General features: G+C 55.4%; 15 protein-coding genes, 1 tRNA gene and 1 pseudogene. 16 read left to right on the forward strand and 1 reads right to left on the reverse strand.

The annotated features are described in order from the left end of the window. The 15 genes and pseudogenes from B9Z39_RS12770 to B9Z39_RS12840 form a co-directional block, all read left to right on the forward strand. Positions 1-143 (forward strand): annotated as a pseudogene (locus tag B9Z39_RS12770) (elongation factor Tu); the annotation flags it as partial. 11 nt (positions 144-154) lie between these two features. After that, positions 155-228, forward strand: a tRNA-Trp gene (locus B9Z39_RS12775). A gap of 98 nt (positions 229-326) precedes the next feature. Beyond that, the gene (secE, locus tag B9Z39_RS12780; RefSeq protein ID WP_100147241.1) at positions 327-710 is read left to right on the forward strand and encodes a preprotein translocase subunit SecE; all 384 of its coding nucleotides are present in this window, start codon (positions 327-329) and stop codon (positions 708-710) included. Further along, positions 710-1,297 carry a transcription termination/antitermination protein NusG gene (gene nusG, locus B9Z39_RS12785; RefSeq protein ID WP_100147240.1) on the forward strand — a complete coding sequence of 196 codons (588 nt, stop codon included), beginning with the start codon at positions 710-712 and terminating at the stop codon, positions 1,295-1,297. Before secE ends, nusG begins: the two co-directional genes overlap by 1 nt. Positions 1,298-1,420: 123 nt before the next feature. Next, entirely contained in the window at positions 1,421-1,852 is a 432-nt protein-coding gene (rplK, locus tag B9Z39_RS12790; RefSeq protein WP_100147239.1) for a 50S ribosomal protein L11, read from the forward strand. Continuing rightward, positions 1,853-2,548 (forward strand): 50S ribosomal protein L1, encoded by a 696-nt coding sequence (gene rplA, locus B9Z39_RS12795; RefSeq protein WP_100147238.1) that lies wholly within the window; start codon positions 1,853-1,855, stop codon positions 2,546-2,548. 236 nt (positions 2,549-2,784) lie between these two features. After that, a complete protein-coding gene (rplJ, locus tag B9Z39_RS12800; RefSeq protein ID WP_100147237.1) occupies positions 2,785-3,291 on the forward strand; it encodes a 50S ribosomal protein L10 in 507 nt (168 codons plus the stop codon). 40 nt (positions 3,292-3,331) lie between these two features. Then, complete coding sequence (rplL, locus tag B9Z39_RS12805) at positions 3,332-3,706, forward strand: 50S ribosomal protein L7/L12 (RefSeq protein WP_100147236.1); 375 nt, start codon at positions 3,332-3,334, stop codon at positions 3,704-3,706. Between the two features lie 263 nt (positions 3,707-3,969). After that, entirely contained in the window at positions 3,970-8,082 is a 4,113-nt protein-coding gene (gene rpoB / locus B9Z39_RS12810) for a DNA-directed RNA polymerase subunit beta (protein WP_100147235.1), read from the forward strand. 27 nt (positions 8,083-8,109) lie between these two features. After that, positions 8,110-12,330, forward strand: coding sequence for a DNA-directed RNA polymerase subunit beta' (gene rpoC, locus B9Z39_RS12815; protein WP_100147234.1), 4,221 nt, complete (start codon positions 8,110-8,112; stop codon positions 12,328-12,330). 80 nt (positions 12,331-12,410) lie between these two features. Then, entirely contained in the window at positions 12,411-12,968 is a 558-nt protein-coding gene (locus B9Z39_RS12820) for a LemA family protein (protein ID WP_158236171.1), read from the forward strand. Continuing rightward, a complete protein-coding gene (gene rsmB / locus B9Z39_RS12825) occupies positions 12,965-14,308 on the forward strand; it encodes a 16S rRNA (cytosine(967)-C(5))-methyltransferase RsmB (protein ID WP_100147232.1) in 1,344 nt (447 codons plus the stop codon). The genes B9Z39_RS12820 and rsmB overlap by 4 nt, the downstream gene beginning before the upstream one ends. 28 nt (positions 14,309-14,336) lie before the next feature. Further along, complete coding sequence (locus B9Z39_RS12830; protein WP_233202651.1) at positions 14,337-14,921, forward strand: DUF4390 domain-containing protein; 585 nt, start codon at positions 14,337-14,339, stop codon at positions 14,919-14,921. Beyond that, positions 14,918-17,194: an ATP-binding protein gene (locus tag B9Z39_RS12835; RefSeq protein ID WP_100147231.1), complete on the forward strand. Its 2,277-nt coding sequence runs from the start codon at positions 14,918-14,920 to the stop codon at positions 17,192-17,194. The genes B9Z39_RS12830 and B9Z39_RS12835 overlap by 4 nt, the downstream gene beginning before the upstream one ends. Before the next feature lie 21 nt (positions 17,195-17,215). Beyond that, positions 17,216-17,878, forward strand: a complete 663-nt coding sequence (locus B9Z39_RS12840) for a response regulator (protein WP_100147230.1) — start codon at positions 17,216-17,218, stop codon at positions 17,876-17,878. A gap of 18 nt (positions 17,879-17,896) precedes the next feature. On the opposite strand, the gene B9Z39_RS12845 is transcribed toward B9Z39_RS12840, so the two are convergent. Then, on the reverse strand, positions 17,897-18,502 hold the full coding sequence (locus tag B9Z39_RS12845; protein ID WP_108301978.1) for a hypothetical protein: 606 nt from the start codon (positions 18,500-18,502) through the stop codon (positions 17,897-17,899). A gap of 66 nt (positions 18,503-18,568) precedes the next feature. Here B9Z39_RS12845 and B9Z39_RS12850 point away from each other — a divergent pair, with 66 nt between their 5' ends. After that, complete coding sequence (locus B9Z39_RS12850) at positions 18,569-19,243, forward strand: TetR/AcrR family transcriptional regulator (protein WP_369823325.1); 675 nt, start codon at positions 18,569-18,571, stop codon at positions 19,241-19,243. Positions 19,244-19,300: the final 57 nt, after the last annotated feature.

Genomic DNA, 19,300 nt, shown 5'->3' on the forward strand with positions numbered 1-19,300 from the left:
AAGAGATGGTGATGCCAGGTGACAACGTGTCGATCACGGTGAAGTTGATCCACCCGATTGCGATGGAAGAGGGCTTGCGCTTTGCTATCCGTGAAGGTGGCAAGACGGTTGGTGCCGGTGTGGTTGCCAAGATCATTGCTTAATTCGTCAATATAGGGGCGTAGCTTAGTGGTAAAGTAGCGGTTTCCAAAACCGTCGATGGGGGTTCGATTCCCTCCGCCCCTGCCACGCAGCGTTGAAAAGCAGGTGGCTGCCAAGCCCGCCACTCCGGCGGGCTTCTCTGTCTTCTGAGTAATGCGTGTCAATCGCTAAGAAATCCTTGATCCATGTCTGCTGCAAATATTGAAACTGTATCGACCACTGCTGACAAGGCCAAATTGGCCTTGGTGGCGGTGTTGGTCGTGGCTGCGGTTGCTGGGTTTTATGCCTTGGCACCTCAGGGTGTGATCATTCAGTGGTTGGCGTTGCTGGCTGGTTTGATTGCGGCTGTGGTGATGTTTGTGTTGTCTTTGCCTGGGCGCCAGTTGGTGGCTTTTGGCGGAGATGCTTGGCGTGAAGTCAAGAAGGTGGTGTGGCCGACGCGCAAAGAGTCGACGCAGATGACTTTGTATGTGTTTGCCTTCGTGGTGATCATGGCTTTGTTTCTGTGGCTCACCGACAAGACCCTCGAATGGGTGTTTTACGACCTGATTCTGGGCTGGAAAAAATAATGACCGACCTTATCGATACCTCAGCAGTGCCAGCGCCTGCTGCACCTGCCAATCCTGATTTGCGTTGGTATGTGGTGCATGCCTATTCGGGCATGGAAAAGGCTGTGGAACGCAACATCCGCGAAAGCATTGCGCGTGCGGGCATGGACAACAAGTTTGGCCGCATCTTGGTCCCCACGGAAGAGGTGGTGGAGATGAAGAACGGTCAGCGTCGTACCGCTGAGCGTAAATTCTTCCCTGGCTATGTGTTCGTTGAGATGGTGATGGATGACGAGTCGTGGCATTTGGTCAAGCACACCAACAAGGTGACGGGTTTTGTGGGTGGTGCAAAAAACCGCCCTGCACCTATTTCTGAGGCGGAAGTCCAGAAAATCGTGAGCCAAATGCAAGATGGTGTGGACAAGCCGCGTCACAAAGTTGAATTCATGGTGGGTGAGTTGGTGCGCGTCAAGGACGGCCCTTTCACCGACTTCAATGGCTCGGTTGAAGAAGTCAATTACGAGAAAAACAAAGTGCGTGTGTCTGTGACCATTTTTGGTCGCGCCACACCTGTGGAATTGGAATTCGGCCAGGTTGAGAAAACCTGATTGGATTTTTGAGGTTTGGCTTGGTGCTTCCCGACTCGGCACCAAGTTTTTGAAGTGAGTCGTTAACCCCGGGGAGCCCAAGGTCGAAGGACCTCAGGCGTATGTACCCGCAAGGAGAAAAGCATGGCGAAAAAAATCGTCGGCTTCATCAAGCTGCAAGTGCCAGCTGGTAAAGCCAATCCATCGCCGCCTATTGGTCCCGCATTGGGCCAACGCGGTTTGAACATCATGGAATTCTGCAAGGCGTTCAACGCCCAGACCCAGGGCGTTGAGCCAGGCCTGCCATTGCCAGTGGTGATCACTGCGTTTGCAGACAAGTCCTTCACCTTCATCATCAAGACGCCTCCAGCGACCACCTTGATCAAGAAGGCCATCAAGCTCGACAAGGGTTCTGCGAAGCCACACGTCGACAAAGTGGGCAAGATCACCCGTGCACAGCTTGAAGAAATTGCCAAAGCCAAGATGAGCGACTTGACCGCCGCCGACTTGGACGCCGCCGTGCGCATCATCGCCGGTTCTGCCCGCTCGATGGGCGTGACTGTGGAGGGCGTGTAAATGTCTAAATTGACCAAAAAACAAAAAGCCTTCGAAGGCAAGGTTGACAGCAACAAGCTGTACCCCCTGAGCGCAGCTATTGGCATCGTCAAAGAGTGCGCAACTGCAAAGTTCGATGAATCCATTGACGTGGCCGTCCAGCTTGGCATTGATGCCAAGAAGTCTGACCAGGTGGTGCGTGGCGCTGTCGTGTTGCCCAATGGCACTGGCAAAACTGCTCGCGTCGCTGTGTTTGCACAAGGTGCCAAGGCTGAAGAAGCCAAAGCTGCTGGTGCTGACATTGTGGGTATGGATGACTTGGCTGCCATGGTCAAGGCTGGCGATATGCCGTTTGACGTGGTGATCGCTGCGCCTGACGCCATGCGCGTGGTGGGTACCTTGGGTCAAATTCTGGGCCCACGTGGCTTGATGCCTAACCCCAAGGTCGGCACCGTGACGCCTGACGTTGCAACGGCTGTGAAAAACGCCAAAGCAGGTCAAGTGCAGTTCCGCGTGGACAAGGCCGGTATCGTGCATGCCACCATCGGTCGTCGTTCATTCGACACCGACAAGCTCCAAGGCAACTTGACTGCTTTGGTGGAGGCCTTGAACAAGTCCAAGCCCGCTTCGAGCAAGGGTATTTATCTGCGCAAGCTCGCTGTGTCGTCCACCATGGGCGTTGGTGTTCGCGTAGATACGCAATCTTTGAACGCCTAAGCAGCGTTCAAAAATCTGAGCCATGTGCAAGCAGGGCTCAGGGTGGTGGGCTGATGCGGTACTTCGGTGTTGCGTCAGGTCATCCAAGACCGTTGGTGTGCAACGTGATTGCACTTAATTGAACCGCCAACGCAGATGGCGATCCCGCTGAAATGGATTTTTCCTGACAGTTAGGTCGCTGCAAAAGTGGCGTGTCAAAGAGCAAAAGCTCAATGACACATTTAAAGGAGTAGACCTTGAGTCTGAATCGCAGTGAGAAAGAAGCGGTCGTTTCTGAAGTGACCACGCTCGCCGCTCAAGCTCAAACGCTGGTGATGGCGGAATACCGCGGCATCTCGGTGGCAGACATGACCCAACTGCGCAGCAAAGCGCGCAGCACAGGTGTGACCTTGAGCGTGTTGAAAAACACGCTGGCACGCCGTGCTGTGGCTGGTAGCCAGTTTGAAATTGTCGCCGACCAGATGACCGGTCCGCTGATCTATGGCTTCTCTGTGGATGCTGTGGCTGCCGCTAAGGTGGTGGCTGACTTCGCGAAGACCAACGACAAGTTGGTGATTCGCGCTGGTGCATTTGCAGGTAAGGCCCTGGACGTCGATGGCGTGAAGCAACTCGCAAGCATTCCTTCGAAAGAAGTGTTGCTGGCCCAGTTGTGTGGCTTGTTGATGTCGCCTATGTCTCGCACCGCAGTGGTGTTGGGCGCTTTGGCGGCCAAAAAAGGCGAAGGCGAAGCTGTTGCCGCATAAGGCCAGCTTTTCTGTATTAACCAATTGTTAGGAATTAAAAATGGCATTCGATAAAGACGCATTTTTGACCGCGCTCGACAGCATGACGGTCATGGAACTCAACGACTTGGTGAAAGCCATCGAAGAGAAATTTGGTGTGAGCGCTGCCGCTATGGCCGCTCCTGCTGCTGCTGGCGGTGGCGGTGCTGCTGCGGCTGAAGAGAAGACTGACTTCAACGTCATCTTGCTCGAAGCCGGCGCGAACAAAGTGTCCGTGATTAAAGCGGTGCGTGAACTGACCGGTCTGGGCTTGAAAGAAGCCAAAGACCTGGTTGACGGCGCTCCCAAGGCGGTGAAAGAAGGCGCGCCTAAGGCTGACGCTGAAGCTGCTAAGAAGAAGCTGGAAGAAGCCGGCGCTAAGGTTGAACTGAAGTAATTCGGTTCCCTTTCAAGGCTGGAGTGCTCCGCAAGGGCCTCCAGCCTTTGGTGCTTACAGAGCACACCCAAAAGTCAGTGGAAATTACCCGCAAACTTTTGAGTGTCTTCTGACCCCAACTGCAGAAGATGCCTTGGTTCGGGTTGCGTGCAATGCGTAACCGTCCGCCAACGCTGGTAGAGGCCAGCCGCCAAGCCTGTTGCACGAAGCCCTGATGTGTTTCGTGCAGCAAACAGTTCTGAAAGATCAAGCCCGGAGATCTCATGGCCTACTCATACACCGAACGCAAGCGCATCCGCAAGAGTTTCGGCAGCCGCGACAGCGTGCTGGAAGTTCCTTATTTGTTGCAAATGCAAAAAGACGCGTACACCGCGTTTTTGCAAGCCGACGTTGCGCCTAAGAAGCGCACCCAAGAGGGTTTGCAAGCTGCTTTTGAAGCGGCTTTCCCCATCGTCTCGCACAACGGTTTTGTCGAGATGAAGTATCTCGAGTACAACTTGGCCAAGCCCGCATTTGATGTGCGCGAATGCCAGACGCGTGGTCTGACGTTTTCGTCGGCCGTGCGCGCTCGCGTGCAACTGATCATTTACGACCGTGAGTCGTCGACCCCTCAATCCAAAGTGGTCAAAGAAGTCAAAGAGCAAGAGGTCTACATGGGCGAAGTGCCTTTGATGACCGACAAAGGCTCCTTCATCATCAACGGCACCGAGCGCGTGATCGTGTCTCAGTTGCACCGTTCGCCTGGCGTATTCTTTGAACACGACAAGGGCAAGACCCACAGCTCGGGCAAGCTCTTGTTCAGCGCGCGGATCATCCCTTACCGCGGTTCGTGGCTCGACTTCGAATTCGATCCCAAAGACTTGCTGTACTTCCGTGTCGACCGTCGCCGCAAGATGCCGGTCACGATTTTGTTGAAGGCCATTGGCCTGACGCCTGAAACCATTCTGGCCAACTTCTTCGTGAACGATAACTTCCGCCTGATGGATACCGGCGCACAAATGGAATTTGTGGCCGAGCGTCTGCGCGGCGAAGTGGCGCGCTTTGACATCACCGACAAATCGGGCCAAGTGATTGTGGCTAAAGACAAGCGCGTGACGGCACGTCACACCCGCGAGTTGGAGCAAAGTAACACCACGCACATCAGCGTGCCAGAAGACTTCTTGATTGGCCGTGTGGTGGCCAAGAACATCATCGACAGTGACACGGGTGAATTGATTGCCCGCGCCAATGACGAATTGACCGAAGCGTTGCTCAAAAAATTGCGTGAAGCTGGCGTGCAAGATTTGCAGTGCATCTACACCAACGAATTAGACCAAGGCACGTACATGTCGCAGACGCTGCGCATTGACGAGACCGTGGACGAGTTCGCTGCACGTGTGGCCATCTACCGCATGATGCGCCCTGGCGAGCCACCGACCGAAGATGCCGTGCAAGCCCTGTTCCAGCGCTTGTTCTACAACCCCGACACCTACGATTTGTCGCGCGTCGGTCGCATGAAGTTCAACGCCAAAGTGGGCACTCCCGAATCGACGGGTCCGATGGTCTTGACCAACGACGACATCTTGTCGGTGGTGAAGATTCTGGTGGACTTGCGCAACGGCCGCGGTGAAGTCGATGACATCGACCACTTGGGCAACCGCCGCGTGCGTTGCGTGGGCGAATTGGCTGAAAACCAATACCGCACAGGTTTGGCACGTATCGAAAAAGCCGTGAAAGAGCGTTTGGGCCAAGCTGAGCAAGAGCCGCTCATGCCCCACGACTTGATCAACTCCAAGCCCATCTCTGCCGCACTCAAAGAATTCTTTGGCGCATCGCAGTTGTCACAGTTCATGGACCAGACCAACCCGCTGGCCGAGATCACCCACAAGCGCCGCGTGTCGGCCTTGGGCCCAGGTGGTTTGACCCGCGAACGTGCAGGCTTTGAAGTGCGTGACGTGCACGTGACCCACTATGGTCGCGTGTGCCCGATTGAAACGCCTGAAGGTCCAAACATTGGTTTGATCAACTCACTGGCGCTATACGCTCGCTTGAACGAGTACGGTTTCATTGAAACCCCCTACCGTCGCGTGGTCGACGGCAAGGTGACGATGGACATCGACTACTTGTCGGCCATCGAAGAAGGTAAATACGTCATCGCCCAGGCCAACGCTACGCTGGACAAAGACGGTCAACTCATCGGTGAACTGGTGTCTGCCCGTGCCAACGGTGAATCTATTTTGTGCGGCGCAGAGCGTATCCAGTACATGGACGTGTCGCCAGCGCAGATCGTGTCTGTGGCGGCTTCTTTGGTGCCGTTCCTGGAGCACGATGACGCCAACCGTGCGTTGATGGGTGCCAACATGTCACGTCAAGCCGTGCCTGTGTTGCGTCCTGAAAAACCCATGGTCGGTACCGGTATCGAGCGCGTCGCCGCCATCGACTCTGGCACCGTGGTCACAGCAAGCCGTGGCGGTGTCGTCGACTACGTCGATGCCACCCGTGTGGTGGTGCGTGTGAACGACGCCGAAGCCTTGGCAGGTGAAGTGGGTGTGGACATCTACAACCTCATCAAGTACCAGCGTTCGAACCAAAACACCAACATCCATCAGCGTCCCATCGTCAAACGCGGCGACAAGATTGCCAAGGGTGACGTGATTGCTGACGGCGCATCGACAGACCTGGGCGAGATCGCCATCGGTCAAAACATGTTGATCGCCTTCATGCCTTGGAACGGTTACAACTTCGAAGACTCGATTTTGATCAGCGAGCGCGTGGTGGCTGAAGACCGCTACACCTCGATCCACATCGAAGAACTCGTGGTGATGGCTCGTGACACCAAGCTGGGTGCCGAAGAAATCACGCGTGACATTCCCAACCTGGCCGAGCAACAACTCAACCGTTTGGACGACTCCGGCATCATTTACGTGGGTGCAGAAGTGCAACCTGGCGATACGCTGGTGGGCAAGGTCACGCCAAAAGGCGAAACCACTTTGACGCCAGAAGAGAAACTGCTGCGCGCCATCTTTGGTGAAAAAGCCAGCGACGTGAAAGACACGTCCCTGCGCGTGAGCCAAGGCTCGCAAGGTACTGTGATCGACGTGCAGGTCTTCACCCGTGAAGGCATCGTGCGTGACAAGCGCGCTCAGCAGATCATTGATGACGAACTCAAGCGTTTCCGCTTGGACTTGAACGACCAGCTGCGCATTGTGGAAGCTGATGCGTTTGACCGTATCGAGAAATTGTTGAACGGTAAAACCGCCAACGGGGGCCCGAACAAACTGGCCAAAGGCAGCAAGATCGACAAAGCCTACATGTCTTCTGTTGAGAAGTTCCACTGGTTTGATATCCGTCCTGCGGACGACGAAGTGGCGAGCCAGCTCGAGAGCATCAAAAATGCGATGGAACAAACCCGTCACAGCTTTGACTTGGCCTTTGAAGAAAAGCGCAAAAAGCTCACGCAAGGCGATGAGTTGCCCGCAGGCGTGCTCAAAATGGTCAAGGTGTACTTGGCGGTCAAGCGTCGCTTGCAGCCAGGTGACAAGATGGCCGGTCGCCACGGTAACAAAGGTGTGGTCTCCAAGATCGTGCCGGTCGAAGACATGCCGTTCATGGCCGATGGCACCCCGTGCGACATCGTGCTCAACCCGCTGGGCGTGCCTTCGCGCATGAACGTGGGTCAGGTGCTGGAAGTGCACTTGGGCTGGGCCGGTAAAGGCATTGGTCAGCGCATTGGCAACATGTTGCAAGCAGAAGCCAAAGCCGCAGAACTGCGCACTTTCTTGGAAGAGCTCTACAACGGCACGGGTCGCAAAGAAGACCTGAGCAAGTTGTCGGACGAACAAGTGGTCGAGATGGCAGGCAATCTGACCAACGGTGTGCCTTTCGCTACTCCCGTGTTTGACGGCGCAGGTGAAGAAGAGATTCGCACCATGTTGAAGTTGGCCTACCCAGACGACATCGCCAAAGTCAAAGGACTGACCGCGACGCGTACCCAAGCCAACTTGTTTGATGGCCGTACTGGCGACGCCTTTGAGCGTCCGACCACCATCGGTTACATGCACTTCTTGAAGTTGCACCACTTGGTGGACGACAAGATGCACGCCCGTTCGACCGGTCCTTACAGCTTGGTCACCCAGCAACCGCTGGGCGGCAAGGCACAGTTTGGTGGTCAGCGTTTCGGCGAGATGGAGGTGTGGGCTTTGGAAGCTTACGGCGCCTCTTACACGCTGCAAGAAATGCTCACGGTCAAGTCCGACGACGTGCAAGGCCGTACCAAGGTGTACGAGAGCATCGTCAAAGGCGAACACGCCATCGAAGCGGGCATGCCCGAGTCGTTCAACGTGTTGGTCAAGGAAATTCGTTCGCTCGGTATCGACATCGAACTCGAACGTTCTTAATTCAAGGCTCGAAAGGATTTATAAATCATGAAATCATTACTCGACCTGTTCAAACAGTTCACGCCCGACGAGCATTTCGATGCCATCAAAATCGGCATGGCTTCGCCCGAGAAGATCCGTTCGTGGTCTTTCGGTGAAGTCAAGAAGCCTGAGACCATCAACTACCGCACTTTCAAGCCTGAACGTGACGGTTTGTTCTGCGCCAAGATTTTTGGTCCCATCAAAGACTACGAGTGTTTGTGCGGCAAGTACAAACGCCTCAAGCACCGTGGTGTGATCTGCGAGAAGTGCGGCGTTGAAGTCACACAGACCAAAGTGCGTCGCGAGCGCATGGGCCACATCGATTTGGCTGCACCTTGCGCCCACATCTGGTTCTTGAAGTCGCTGCCTTCCCGTTTGGGCTTGGTGCTCGACATGACACTGCGTGACATCGAACGCGTGCTGTACTTTGAAGCATATGTGGTGACCGATCCCGGCATGACCCCGTTGAAGAAATTCGCGATCATGACCGAAGACGACTACGACGCCAAAGTTGCTGAATACGGCGATGAATTCACTGCCAAGATGGGCGCTGAAGGCATCAAAGACTTGCTCGAAGTGTTGGATCTCGACGTTGAAATCGAGAAGCTGCGCAACGACCTGACGGGTTCTGAACTGAAGATCAAGAAAAACGCCAAGCGTTTGAAACTGATGGAAGCGTTCAAGAAGTCGGGCATCAAGCCTGAGTGGATGGTCCTGACCGTGCTGCCTGTGTTGCCACCTGACCTGCGTCCGTTGGTGCCACTGGACGGTGGCCGTTTCGCCACCTCAGACTTGAACGACTTGTACCGTCGCGTCATCAACCGCAACAGCCGTCTGCGTCGTTTGCTCGAACTCAAAGCGCCTGAAATCATCGCGCGCAATGAGAAGCGCATGCTGCAAGAAGCGGTGGATTCACTGCTGGACAACGGCCGTCGCGGCAAGGCCATGACAGGCGCCAACAAGCGCGCTTTGAAGTCACTGGCAGACATGATCAAAGGCAAGAGCGGTCGTTTCCGCCAAAACTTGCTGGGCAAGCGCGTCGACTACTCGGGTCGTTCGGTGATCACCGTAGGCCCAACCCTCAAGCTGCACCAGTGCGGTTTGCCCAAGTTGATGGCGCTCGAACTGTTCAAGCCTTTCATCTTCTCGCGTCTCGAAGCCATGGGCATTGCGACCACCATCAAGGCTGCCAAGAAAGAAGTTGAATCCGGCTCCGCCGTGGTGTGGGACATCTTGGAAGAGGTGATCAAAGAGCACCCCGTGATGTTGAACCGTGCGCCAACTTTGCACCGTTTGGGCATTCAAGCGTTCGAGCCGATCTTGATCGAAGGCAAAGCCATTCAGTTGCACCCCCTCGTTTGCTCGGCCTTCAACGCCGACTTCGATGGTGACCAAATGGCCGTTCACGTGCCTTTGTCTGTGGAAGCGCAGATGGAAGCCCGTACCTTGATGCTGGCTTCTAACAACATCTTGTTCCCTGCCAACGGCGAACCCTCCATCGTGCCGTCGCAAGACGTGGTGTTGGGCTTGTACTACGCCACCCGCGATCGCATCAACGGCAAAGGTGAAGGCTTGATCTTCTCCAACGTCGGCGAAGTGCAGCGCGCTTTGGATGCTGGTGCTGTCGAGTTGACCGCCAAGGTCAGCGTGCGCATGACCGAGTGGACCAAAGACAAAGAGTCGGGTGAATTCATTCCCTCAACCAGCTTGGTCGACACCACCGTCGGTCGTGCCCTGTTGTCGGAAATCCTGCCCAAAGGCTTGCCTTTCTCCAACCTCAACAAAGCGTTGAAGAAGAAAGAAATTTCCAAGCTCATCAACACGGCATTCCGCAAGTGCGGTTTGAAAGAGACCGTGGTGTTTGCCGACAAGCTGTTGCAAAACGGTTTCCGTCTGGCCACCCGCGCGGGTATTTCGATTGCCATTGACGACATGTTGGTGCCGACTGAAAAGCACGCCATCATTGCCGCGTCGGAAAAAGAAGTCAAAGACATCGAACAGCAATATGTGTCGGGTCTGGTGACGTCTGGCGAGCGCTACAACAAAGTGGTGGACATCTGGGGCAAGGCGGGTGACGCTGTGTCCAAGGTGATGATGGACCAACTCCGCAAAGAGAAGACCATTGACCGCCATGGCAACGAAGTCGAGCAAGAGTCGTTCAACTCCATCTACATGATGGCTGACTCAGGTGCGCGCGGTTCTGCCGCTCAGATTCGCCAGTTGGCGGGTATGCGTGGTTTGATGGCCAAGCCTGACGGCTCGATCATCGAGACCCCCATCACGGCGAACTTCCGTGAAGGTCTGAACGTGTTGCAGTACTTCATCTCGACACACGGTGCACGTAAAGGCTTGGCCGATACGGCGTTGAAGACCGCCAACTCGGGTTATCTGACCCGTCGTTTGGTTGACGTGACGCAAGACTTGGTCGTGACCGAGTTGGATTGCGGCACCTCCAACGGTCAGTTGATGCGCGCCATCGTCGAAGGCGGTGAGGTCATCGAATCACTGCGTGACCGTATCTTGGGTCGCACCGCGGCTGAAGACGTGGTACATCCCGAAACCCGTGCGGTGCTGGCCAAGGCTGGTGAGATGTTGGACGAAGACTTGATCGACGTCTTCGAAGCCGAAGGTGTGGACGAAGTGAAAGTGCGCACCGCACTCAACTGCGAAACCCGCTTTGGTTTGTGCGCCAAGTGCTATGGCCGTGACCTGGGTCGCGGTGGTTTGGTCAACAACGGTGAAGCGGTGGGCGTGATTGCTGCGCAGTCCATCGGTGAACCAGGTACCCAGCTGACCATGCGTACCTTCCACATCGGTGGTGCCGCATCGCGTGCAGCCATCGCTTCGAGCGTGGAAGCCAAGTCCAATGGCGTGATCGGCTTCAATGCCACGATGCGCTATGTGACCAACAGCAAAGGTGAGTTGGTGGTGATTTCTCGCTCAGGCGAAATCATCATCAGCGACGAACATGGCCGTGAGCGTGAGCGTCACAAAGTGCCCTACGGTGCGATCTTGTCGGTCAAGGCCGACCAGTCGCTCAAGGCGGGTGTGATCTTGGCCAACTGGGACCCATTGACCCGACCCATCATTACCGAATTCGCCGGCAAGGTGTTGTTCGAGAACGTGGAAGAAGGTCTGACGGTTGCCAAGCAATTGGATGAAGTGACGGGTCTGTCCACCTTGGTGGTGATCGATCCCAAGCGTCGCGGTTCGACCAAGGTGGTGCGTCCACAGGTCAAGCTGATCGATGCCGCTGGCAAAGAAGTCAAGATTCCTGGCACCGACCACGCCGTGACGATTGGCTTCCAAATTGGCGCGCTGATTCAGGTGCGTGATGGTCAAGATGTGGGCCCAGGCGAAGTGCTGGCCCGTATCCCTGTCGAAGGTCAAAAGACCCGCGACATCACCGGCGGTTTGCCGCGTGTGGCCGAGTTGTTCGAAGCCCGCAGCCCGAAAGACAAGGGCATGCTGGCCGAGATGACCGGTACCGTGTCGTTCGGCAAAGAGACCAAAGGCAAGGTTCGTTTGCAGATCACTGACCCAGAAGGCAAAGTGTGGGACGAGCTCATTCCCAAAGAGAAGAACATCTTGGTCCACGAAGGCCAAGTGGTCAACAAGGGCGAGAGCGTGGTGGACGGCCCAGCCGATCCACAAGACATCTTGCGTTTGCTCGGTATGGAAGAGCTGGCTCGTTACATCGTCGACGAAGTGCAAGACGTGTACCGCTTGCAGGGCGTGAAGATCAACGACAAGCACATTGAAGTGATCGTGCGTCAGATGCTGCGTCGTGTGGTCGTTGAAAACGTGGGCGACTCCAACTACATCGCCGGTGAGCAAGTGGAGCGTTCCGAAATTCTCAACACCAACGAAGCACTGCAAAAAGACGGCAAGATCCCAGCGACATTCAGCAACTTGTTGCTGGGTATCACCAAGGCATCGTTGTCGACCGATTCGTTCATCTCGGCTGCTTCCTTCCAGGAAACCACCCGCGTGTTGACCGAAGCGGCCATCATGGGCAAGCGCGACGAGTTGCGTGGCTTGAAGGAAAACGTCATTGTGGGTCGCCTGATTCCAGCAGGTACCGGCATGGCGTATCACAAAGCCCGCAAGGTCAAAGACGCCATGGACGACGCCGAGCGCCGTGCCATTGCCGAAGCCGAAGCTGCTGAGTTGGCGGAGGCCTCGGGAGAGGCCCACGCCGACGAAGGCGCTGGCGAGGAAGCGTAAAGTGACCCCACAACAAAGGCCCGCAAGGGCCTTTGTTGTTGATGGGGTGCGCGTGGCAATGCAAGACGAAAGGGAGCGGCATGTTGGATGCTTGGTGGTTTTGGATCTTGGTCGCGGTGTGCGTGTTTTGGGCCGTCGGTGCCTACCAGCGCCTGGTCAAGCTGCGTACGTTGGTGAACAAACAGTTTGCGGTGCTTGAAGAGCTGATGCTGCGCTACCAGGGGCTGGTGCAAGACGCCACCACCGCAGCGGTGACCTCGCCTTCTGGGTGGCACACAGCCGTGGCGCCTGAGTTGGGCGCGAGTCATTGGACACGCTTACAAGTGGCCGCCAATTTGTCCGCCATGGCATTGGCGCGCATGCAAGAGCATCCGCTGGAGCCTTCGTCTGCCATTGCGTTGGTGGCTACCAGCCGTGATTTACAAGATGCCTGGGGGGCGTTAACGCATCCAGACGTGTATTACGTCAGCGTGCCTGATGAATTGACACAGCGTTGGGCGGAGTTGAGCATTTCCATTCAGCCCGATGTGCAGCGCTTCAACCAGGCGGTACAGAACTACAACGAGGCCATTGCCATGTTCCCTGCCAACCTATTGGCGCGAGTTTTCAAATACAAACCAGGACGCCGACTCGAATGAATGCAAGTTCTGGTGCGCCTGTTGCGCTTTGGCAGCAGTTGCAAGCCGTGGCGCAAGCATTGGCCCAAGTGCGACGTGGAGTTTCTGGCACAGCCGCTTTAGACGCTGTGCCGTCAGCGCTGCGGCCGGGCGTACAGGCTTTGCTGTTTCAAGTGTTGCGGCAGCTTGGGCGTGCTCAGGCTTTGCGTGCGCAGCTGGCACCCCGTGCCCCAGCCCTGTTGCCAGATGCTTTGTTGTGTAGCGCGTTGGCGTTGGCCTGGGACGCTGACCATGCGCCCTATGAACCACATACTTTGGTCAATCAAGCCGTTGAGGCTGCGAAGAAGACCCGGGCTTTGCAAGGGCAAGCCAACTTCCTCAATGCGTGTCTGCGACGCTTTTTGCGTGAGCGTGATGCCTTGGTGCAGGCGACAGATCAAGACACCCAAGCCCAATGGAATCACCCGGCCTGGTGGATTCAGCGCTTGCAAAAAGACCATCCCTTGCATTGGCAAAGCATTTTGCAAGCCAACAACCAAGCGGCACCGATGACGTGGCGTGTGAACACCCAGCGCATCTCACGAGAGGCGCTGCAGCTGCGCTGGCATGAGGCAGGTATTGCTTCGGATCCGGTGGGCGAACAAGGCTTGGTACTGGGGCAAGCCCGTGCCGTGCGAGAGACTCCTGGCTTTGATGAAGGACTCTGCTCAGTGCAAGATTCTGCGGCGCAGTGCGCGGCACCGTTATTGCTGTCCGGACTCAGCCGCCCTCAGGGTAAAAACTTGCGCGTGTTGGATGCTTGTGCCGCGCCAGGAGGCAAGACGGCACATCTGCTGGAGCTGCTGGACCCAGAAGACCACGTCATTGCGTTAGACATTGACCCATTGCGTTGCGAGCGCATCGGTCAAAACCTACAGCGCATGGGCCTGAATGCGCAGGTGTTGGCTGCGGATGCCGCCCGTCCCCAGACATGGTGGGACGGTCAGTTATTTGATGCCGTGTTGTTGGACGCGCCTTGTACAGCTTCGGGCATCGTGCGTCGGCATCCGGACGTTCGCTGGTTGCGGCGCGAAACAGACGTGGCTCAACTGGCCGCGATCCAAAAAAACCTGCTCAACACCCTGTGGCCCTTGGTGCGCCCAGGTGGTCGTTTGTTGTACTGCACCTGCTCGGTTTTCAAGGCCGAGGGGGATGAGCAGGTCAAAACGTTTGTTGGACACAACACTGATGCCCAATTGCTGCCTTCTCTGGGGCATTTAAGACCCCAAACCATCGCGATGAGCACAGCCCTCGCCGACAATCTATTCGGTGACCACGATGGCTTTTATTACGCACTGTTGGAAAAAAAATTGGCGCCTTGAGTCGTTTTGGCGTCACTGCGTCTTCGCCATGCGTCGTCTGGGTGTGTCGATGCTGTGTCTTTGGGGCATGACTGCGGCATGGGCCATCACGCCAGTCGATTTACAAGGTTTGAAGATTCAGCGCCTAGAGCAAGGCGTGTATGTTTCGGCCAACTTGCAGTTTGATATGCCAGCCGTGTTGGAAGAGGCCATGTACAAGGGCGTGTCCTTGTACTTCGTCACGGAAATCGATATTTCGCGCGAGCGTTGGTATTTTTATGAACAACGTGTGGCCCATGCGGAGCGGCATGTGCGCTTGAGTTACATGCCATTGACGCGACGCTGGCGTGTCAGCGTTTCACCCCAGCCCTTCGGTGTCAGTGGATTGGGGGTAAGCCTAGGGCAAAGTTACGACACGCTGGATGAGGCGTTGGTGTCTGTGCGACGCATTGTCCAGTGGCGCATTGCCAATGCGGGTGATGTGGAGACGGATGTGCGCCAGAGCATTGAATTCAGTTTCCGACTCGACTTGAACCAACTGCCTCGTCCTTTGCAAATGGGGGCTGCAGGTCAGAGTGACTGGAACATCCGGTTGAGTAAATCCCAGCGACTTGTTTTGGAGCCGGGCCCATGAAAATCCACGCGCCAGAAAGCGTGAAGTTGACTGGTTTTCAGATGCGTTGGTTGATGGTGGTCAGCGCTGCCGTGGTGCTGGGGCTGGGGCTCGTGCTGTTGTTTCTATTGACGCAAGCCACTGACAATCGCGAGCTCTACGAGCGCAACTACCGACAACTGTTTGCTTTGAATGTGGTGGTGGCCACGCTGTTGATGCTGGTCATTGTGTGGCTTTCGCTGCGTTTGATGCTGCGTTTGAAACAAGGCAAATTTGGCAGCCGTTTGTTGCTCAAGATTGCAGCCACTTTCGCGTTGGTGGGGCTGTTGCCAGGCTTGTTGATTTACAGCGTGTCGTACCAGTTTGTGTCGCGTTCGATCGAGAGTTGGTTTGATGTCAAAGTCGAGGGCGCCTTGGATGCTGGCCTGAGTCTGGGGCGTGCCACATTAGATAGCTTGGCCAGTGACTTGGGGCAGAAAACACGCTCAGCGACCAGCCAAATTGTGGATTTGCCGGACGCTTCTGTCGGACTGACCTTGGAGCGCTTGCGCGATCAATTAGCGGCGGACGATGTGATTTTGTGGAACACCAGTGGGCAGGCCGTCGCCAGTGCGGGGACCTCACGTTTCAAAATCAATCCAGACCGACCTTCTGTCGCCGAGCTGCGGCAAACCAAAACACAGGGCTGGGTCACCTCGATTGATGGTTTGGACGATGCCCAGCTCAAAGGTAATGCACAAGCCAAGATACGGGCCTTGGTCCTGGTGCCCGCGTCTGGTTTGGGCTTGTTGGCCGAGCCGCGTGTGTTGCAAGTCACCAAGAGCATTGCGCCTACCTTGGTCAGCAACGCACTGGCTGTTGAAGAAGCCTACCGGGAATACCAAGAGCGCGCCTTAGGTCGTGATGGGCTGCGCAGCATGTACATCGGAACCTTGACCCTGAGTTTGTTTTTGGCCGTGTTTGGTGCGGTTTTATTGGCGGTTTTACTTGGCAATCAACTGGCGCGCCCGCTCTTGATGTTGGCGCAGGGTGTGCGTGATGTGGCTGCCGGTGACTTGAGCCCCAAGCCTGCGTTGCAAGGGCGCGATGAATTGGGCGGCTTGACGCGTTCGTTTGCGCAGATGACCCAGCAATTGTCTGAAGCACGTGCTGCGGTGGACCGCAGCATGGGGCAGGTCAGCCATGCGCGCGCCAATTTGCAAACCATTTTGGATAACCTGACGGCGGGTGTGATCGTGCTGGATGAGCGGGGGGTGATTCAGTCATCGAATCCCGGTGCCACGCGCATTTTGCGTGTCCCCCTAGCGGCCTGGGAAGGGCGAGTGCTGGGAGATATTGAAGGCATGTCCGAGTTTGCACGACACGTGCAGCAAGAGTTTGAGGGCTTTCTCGGGGAACGCAGCCAGCACGGTCTTGATCATTGGCAACAGTCGTTCGAGTTGCATGCGACCTTGATGAGTCCTGCGGTTGAAATGGTGGACGACACCCGACAGCACATCACCTTGCTTGCACGTGGCGCGGTGCTGCCCAACAATGCACGTTTATTGGTGTTTGACGATATCTCTGAAATTGTGTCGGCCCAGCGTGCTCAAGCTTGGGGTGAGGTCGCGCGTCGGTTGGCGCATGAGATCAAAAACCCACTCACCCCCATCCAACTCTCGGCTGAGCGATTGGCCATGAAATTAGATGGCAAGCTGGCAGATCCAGAAAGACTGGTGCTGAACAAGTCAGTTAAAACCATCGTTGACCAAGTGGATGCGATGAAACGACTGGTCAATGAGTTTCGTGATTACGCCCGTTTACCCTTGGCGGAATTACATTCGTTGGATCTCAATGCGTTGGTTCAAGATGTGTTGCAGCTGTACGGCAACGAGAACGCGTTGGTTCCAGTTCGCGTGGAGTTGGATGTGGCGTGTCCAGCAATTCAAGGGGATGCACAGCAGTTGCGTCAAGTGGTGCACAACCTGTTACAAAACGCACAGGATGCCACCGAGGGTTCTTCTCAGCCAGAAGTCTCTATTGCCACCCAGTGGGTGTCCTCATCTGGGCGTGTCCGCCTTGTCGTGCGTGACAACGGCCCTGGATTTCCCGCGAAAATCCTCAAACGCGCCTTTGAGCCTTATGTGTCAACGAAAGCCCGTGGCACTGGATTGGGCTTGGCCGTTGTGAAGAAAATTGCTGATGAGCATGGGGCCCGTATTGACTTGAAAAATCGCGAACTATCTGGTGTCGTGGTGGGGGCTCAAGTGTCGTTATCATTCCCAGTTGTCGAGCAGCAACACTCCTTGCTCTAATTCAGCGAAACACGTTCATTCATGGCAAATATTTTGGTGGTTGATGACGAGTTGGGCATTCGTGACCTCTTGTCTGAAATTCTCAACGACGAAGGGCATGTTGTTGAGGTGGCCGAAAACGCGGCTGCAGCGCGAGCCGCCCGTCAGGCCGCACGGCCTGACTTGGTGCTGCTTGATATTTGGATGCCCGATATGGATGGCGTCACATTACTCAAAGAGTGGGCCAGTGCAGGTTTGTTGAACATGCCCGTGATCATGATGAGTGGTCATGCCACCATCGACACCGCGGTCGAAGCCACGCGTATTGGGGCTCAGGCATTTTTAGAGAAACCCATCACCCTGCAAAAGTTGCTCAAAGCGGTTGAGCATGGCTTGGCACGCAAGCCTGTCGCTGGCGTGGCATCTAAACAGAGCGCGATCACTGTGGGGCATGATGCTGCGGCAGTTTCGGTAGCGGTGACGCAAGCCGTCGTGCTGCCACCCACCCACCAGAGTTTTGAGTTGGATCTGCCACTGCGCGATGCGCGTGATGCATTTGAGCGTGCTTACTTTGAATTCCATCTGGGCCAAGAAAACGGCTCTATGACGCGTGTGGCTGAAAAAACAGGCCTTGAGCGCACTCACTTGTATCGCAAGCTCAAGCAGTTGGGCGTTGACCTGTCCAAGGCCAAGCGTCTCGCTTGAAAGGTCGTTATGCAGCGCTTAGTTTGTGCTGTCTATGAGCTCGTCATCCGTCATCGCTTTGCGTCGTGCGAAATTTATCAACGGCGTGTGTTGCGCCATCCAGCGCAATCCCAAGGCGCCTAAAACGGCGCCATTGATATCGCCAATCACCATGTAGAGCACTTGGTTTGGATCTACCAACTTTGACGGGTCAAGAAAGCTCCACACCAAATGGTGAGCCAAGGCATTCAACAAAGCGTAAAACAAGGCAAGTTTGAGTAAGTCAGACAGTTTGCTGATGGACAAACGGCGTTGCAACAGAATTTGCATCGCAAAAATCGACAAACCAGCAACGCCGGCTGAGATGACGGTGTGGCACAAATCCAGCAGCCAGCTGTCAGTTGACCACCACATGAGCATCACCCCACCTATGGCAGTTGCTGCGGTTCCCCAAAACATGCCCAAGACCAGCACATTCGCCAATCGCAAAAAACTAGGCAGGTAGATGAAACTGATGTTGCTTGTCACCTCAAAATTTGCCAGTAACCATCCATTGAGCAAGTGGGCACCGCAAAAAACAGCGCCACCCAAAACAGCCAAGACAAACAGCGTGTAGTGGAATTCTGTCGATGTGTTGTGACTCATGTCGTCGTTCGTTGAGACCAAAAAATTACGGGCCCTTTGCGGCGCTTCAGGCCCCTCCACCGTCCAATGTACGAGATTTATACTGGCCGAATGAACGAGATCGTACAAAAGCGCCCAAAGCCTACACGCACGAATGACCCAGCCAGAACCATGGCTGAAATTTTAGAAGTCGCAACCTCAGAGTTTGCTGACAAAGGCTTGAGTGGGGCGCGTATTGATGAGATTGCTGCGGCCACACGCACCAGCAAGCGCATGATTTATTACTACTTCGGAAGCAAAGAAGGTCTGTACGTGGCGGTCTTGGAAGAGGCATACCGTCGTATGCGCCAGATCGAGAGCTCTTTGCATCTGGATGACTTGTCTCCACAAGAGGCGCTGGAGCGATTGGTTGGATTCACGTTTGATCATCATTCCAGCAACGAGTATTACGTGCGCTTGGTGATGAATGAGAATATCCAGCGCGGCCAATATCTGGGGCAAAGCAAAATCATCCAGCAACTGAATGTGCCCGCCATTGAGGCTATCCGGCGTCTGTATGACCGTGGTGTGGCGGCAGGGGTCTTTCGGCCCGGTCTAGATCCGGTGGATATCCATGCATCCATTTCGGCGTTGACCTTTTTCAATGTCTCTAATAAGCATACTTTTGGGTTGATCTTCAAGCGCGGGAAAGCTTCTGCTGCCGCCATTGCCCTGAGGCGAAAAAACATCGTCGATATGGTTTCGCGCTTTGTGCGCCAGTAACTCCCTGGGCTTAAGGGTTTTCACCAATAACCATAAAACTATCCAGTTCGTACATTA

The sequence above is a fragment of the Limnohabitans sp. JirII-29 genome, assembly GCF_003063395.1.
Taxonomy (GTDB): domain Bacteria; phylum Pseudomonadota; class Gammaproteobacteria; order Burkholderiales; family Burkholderiaceae_C; genus Limnohabitans.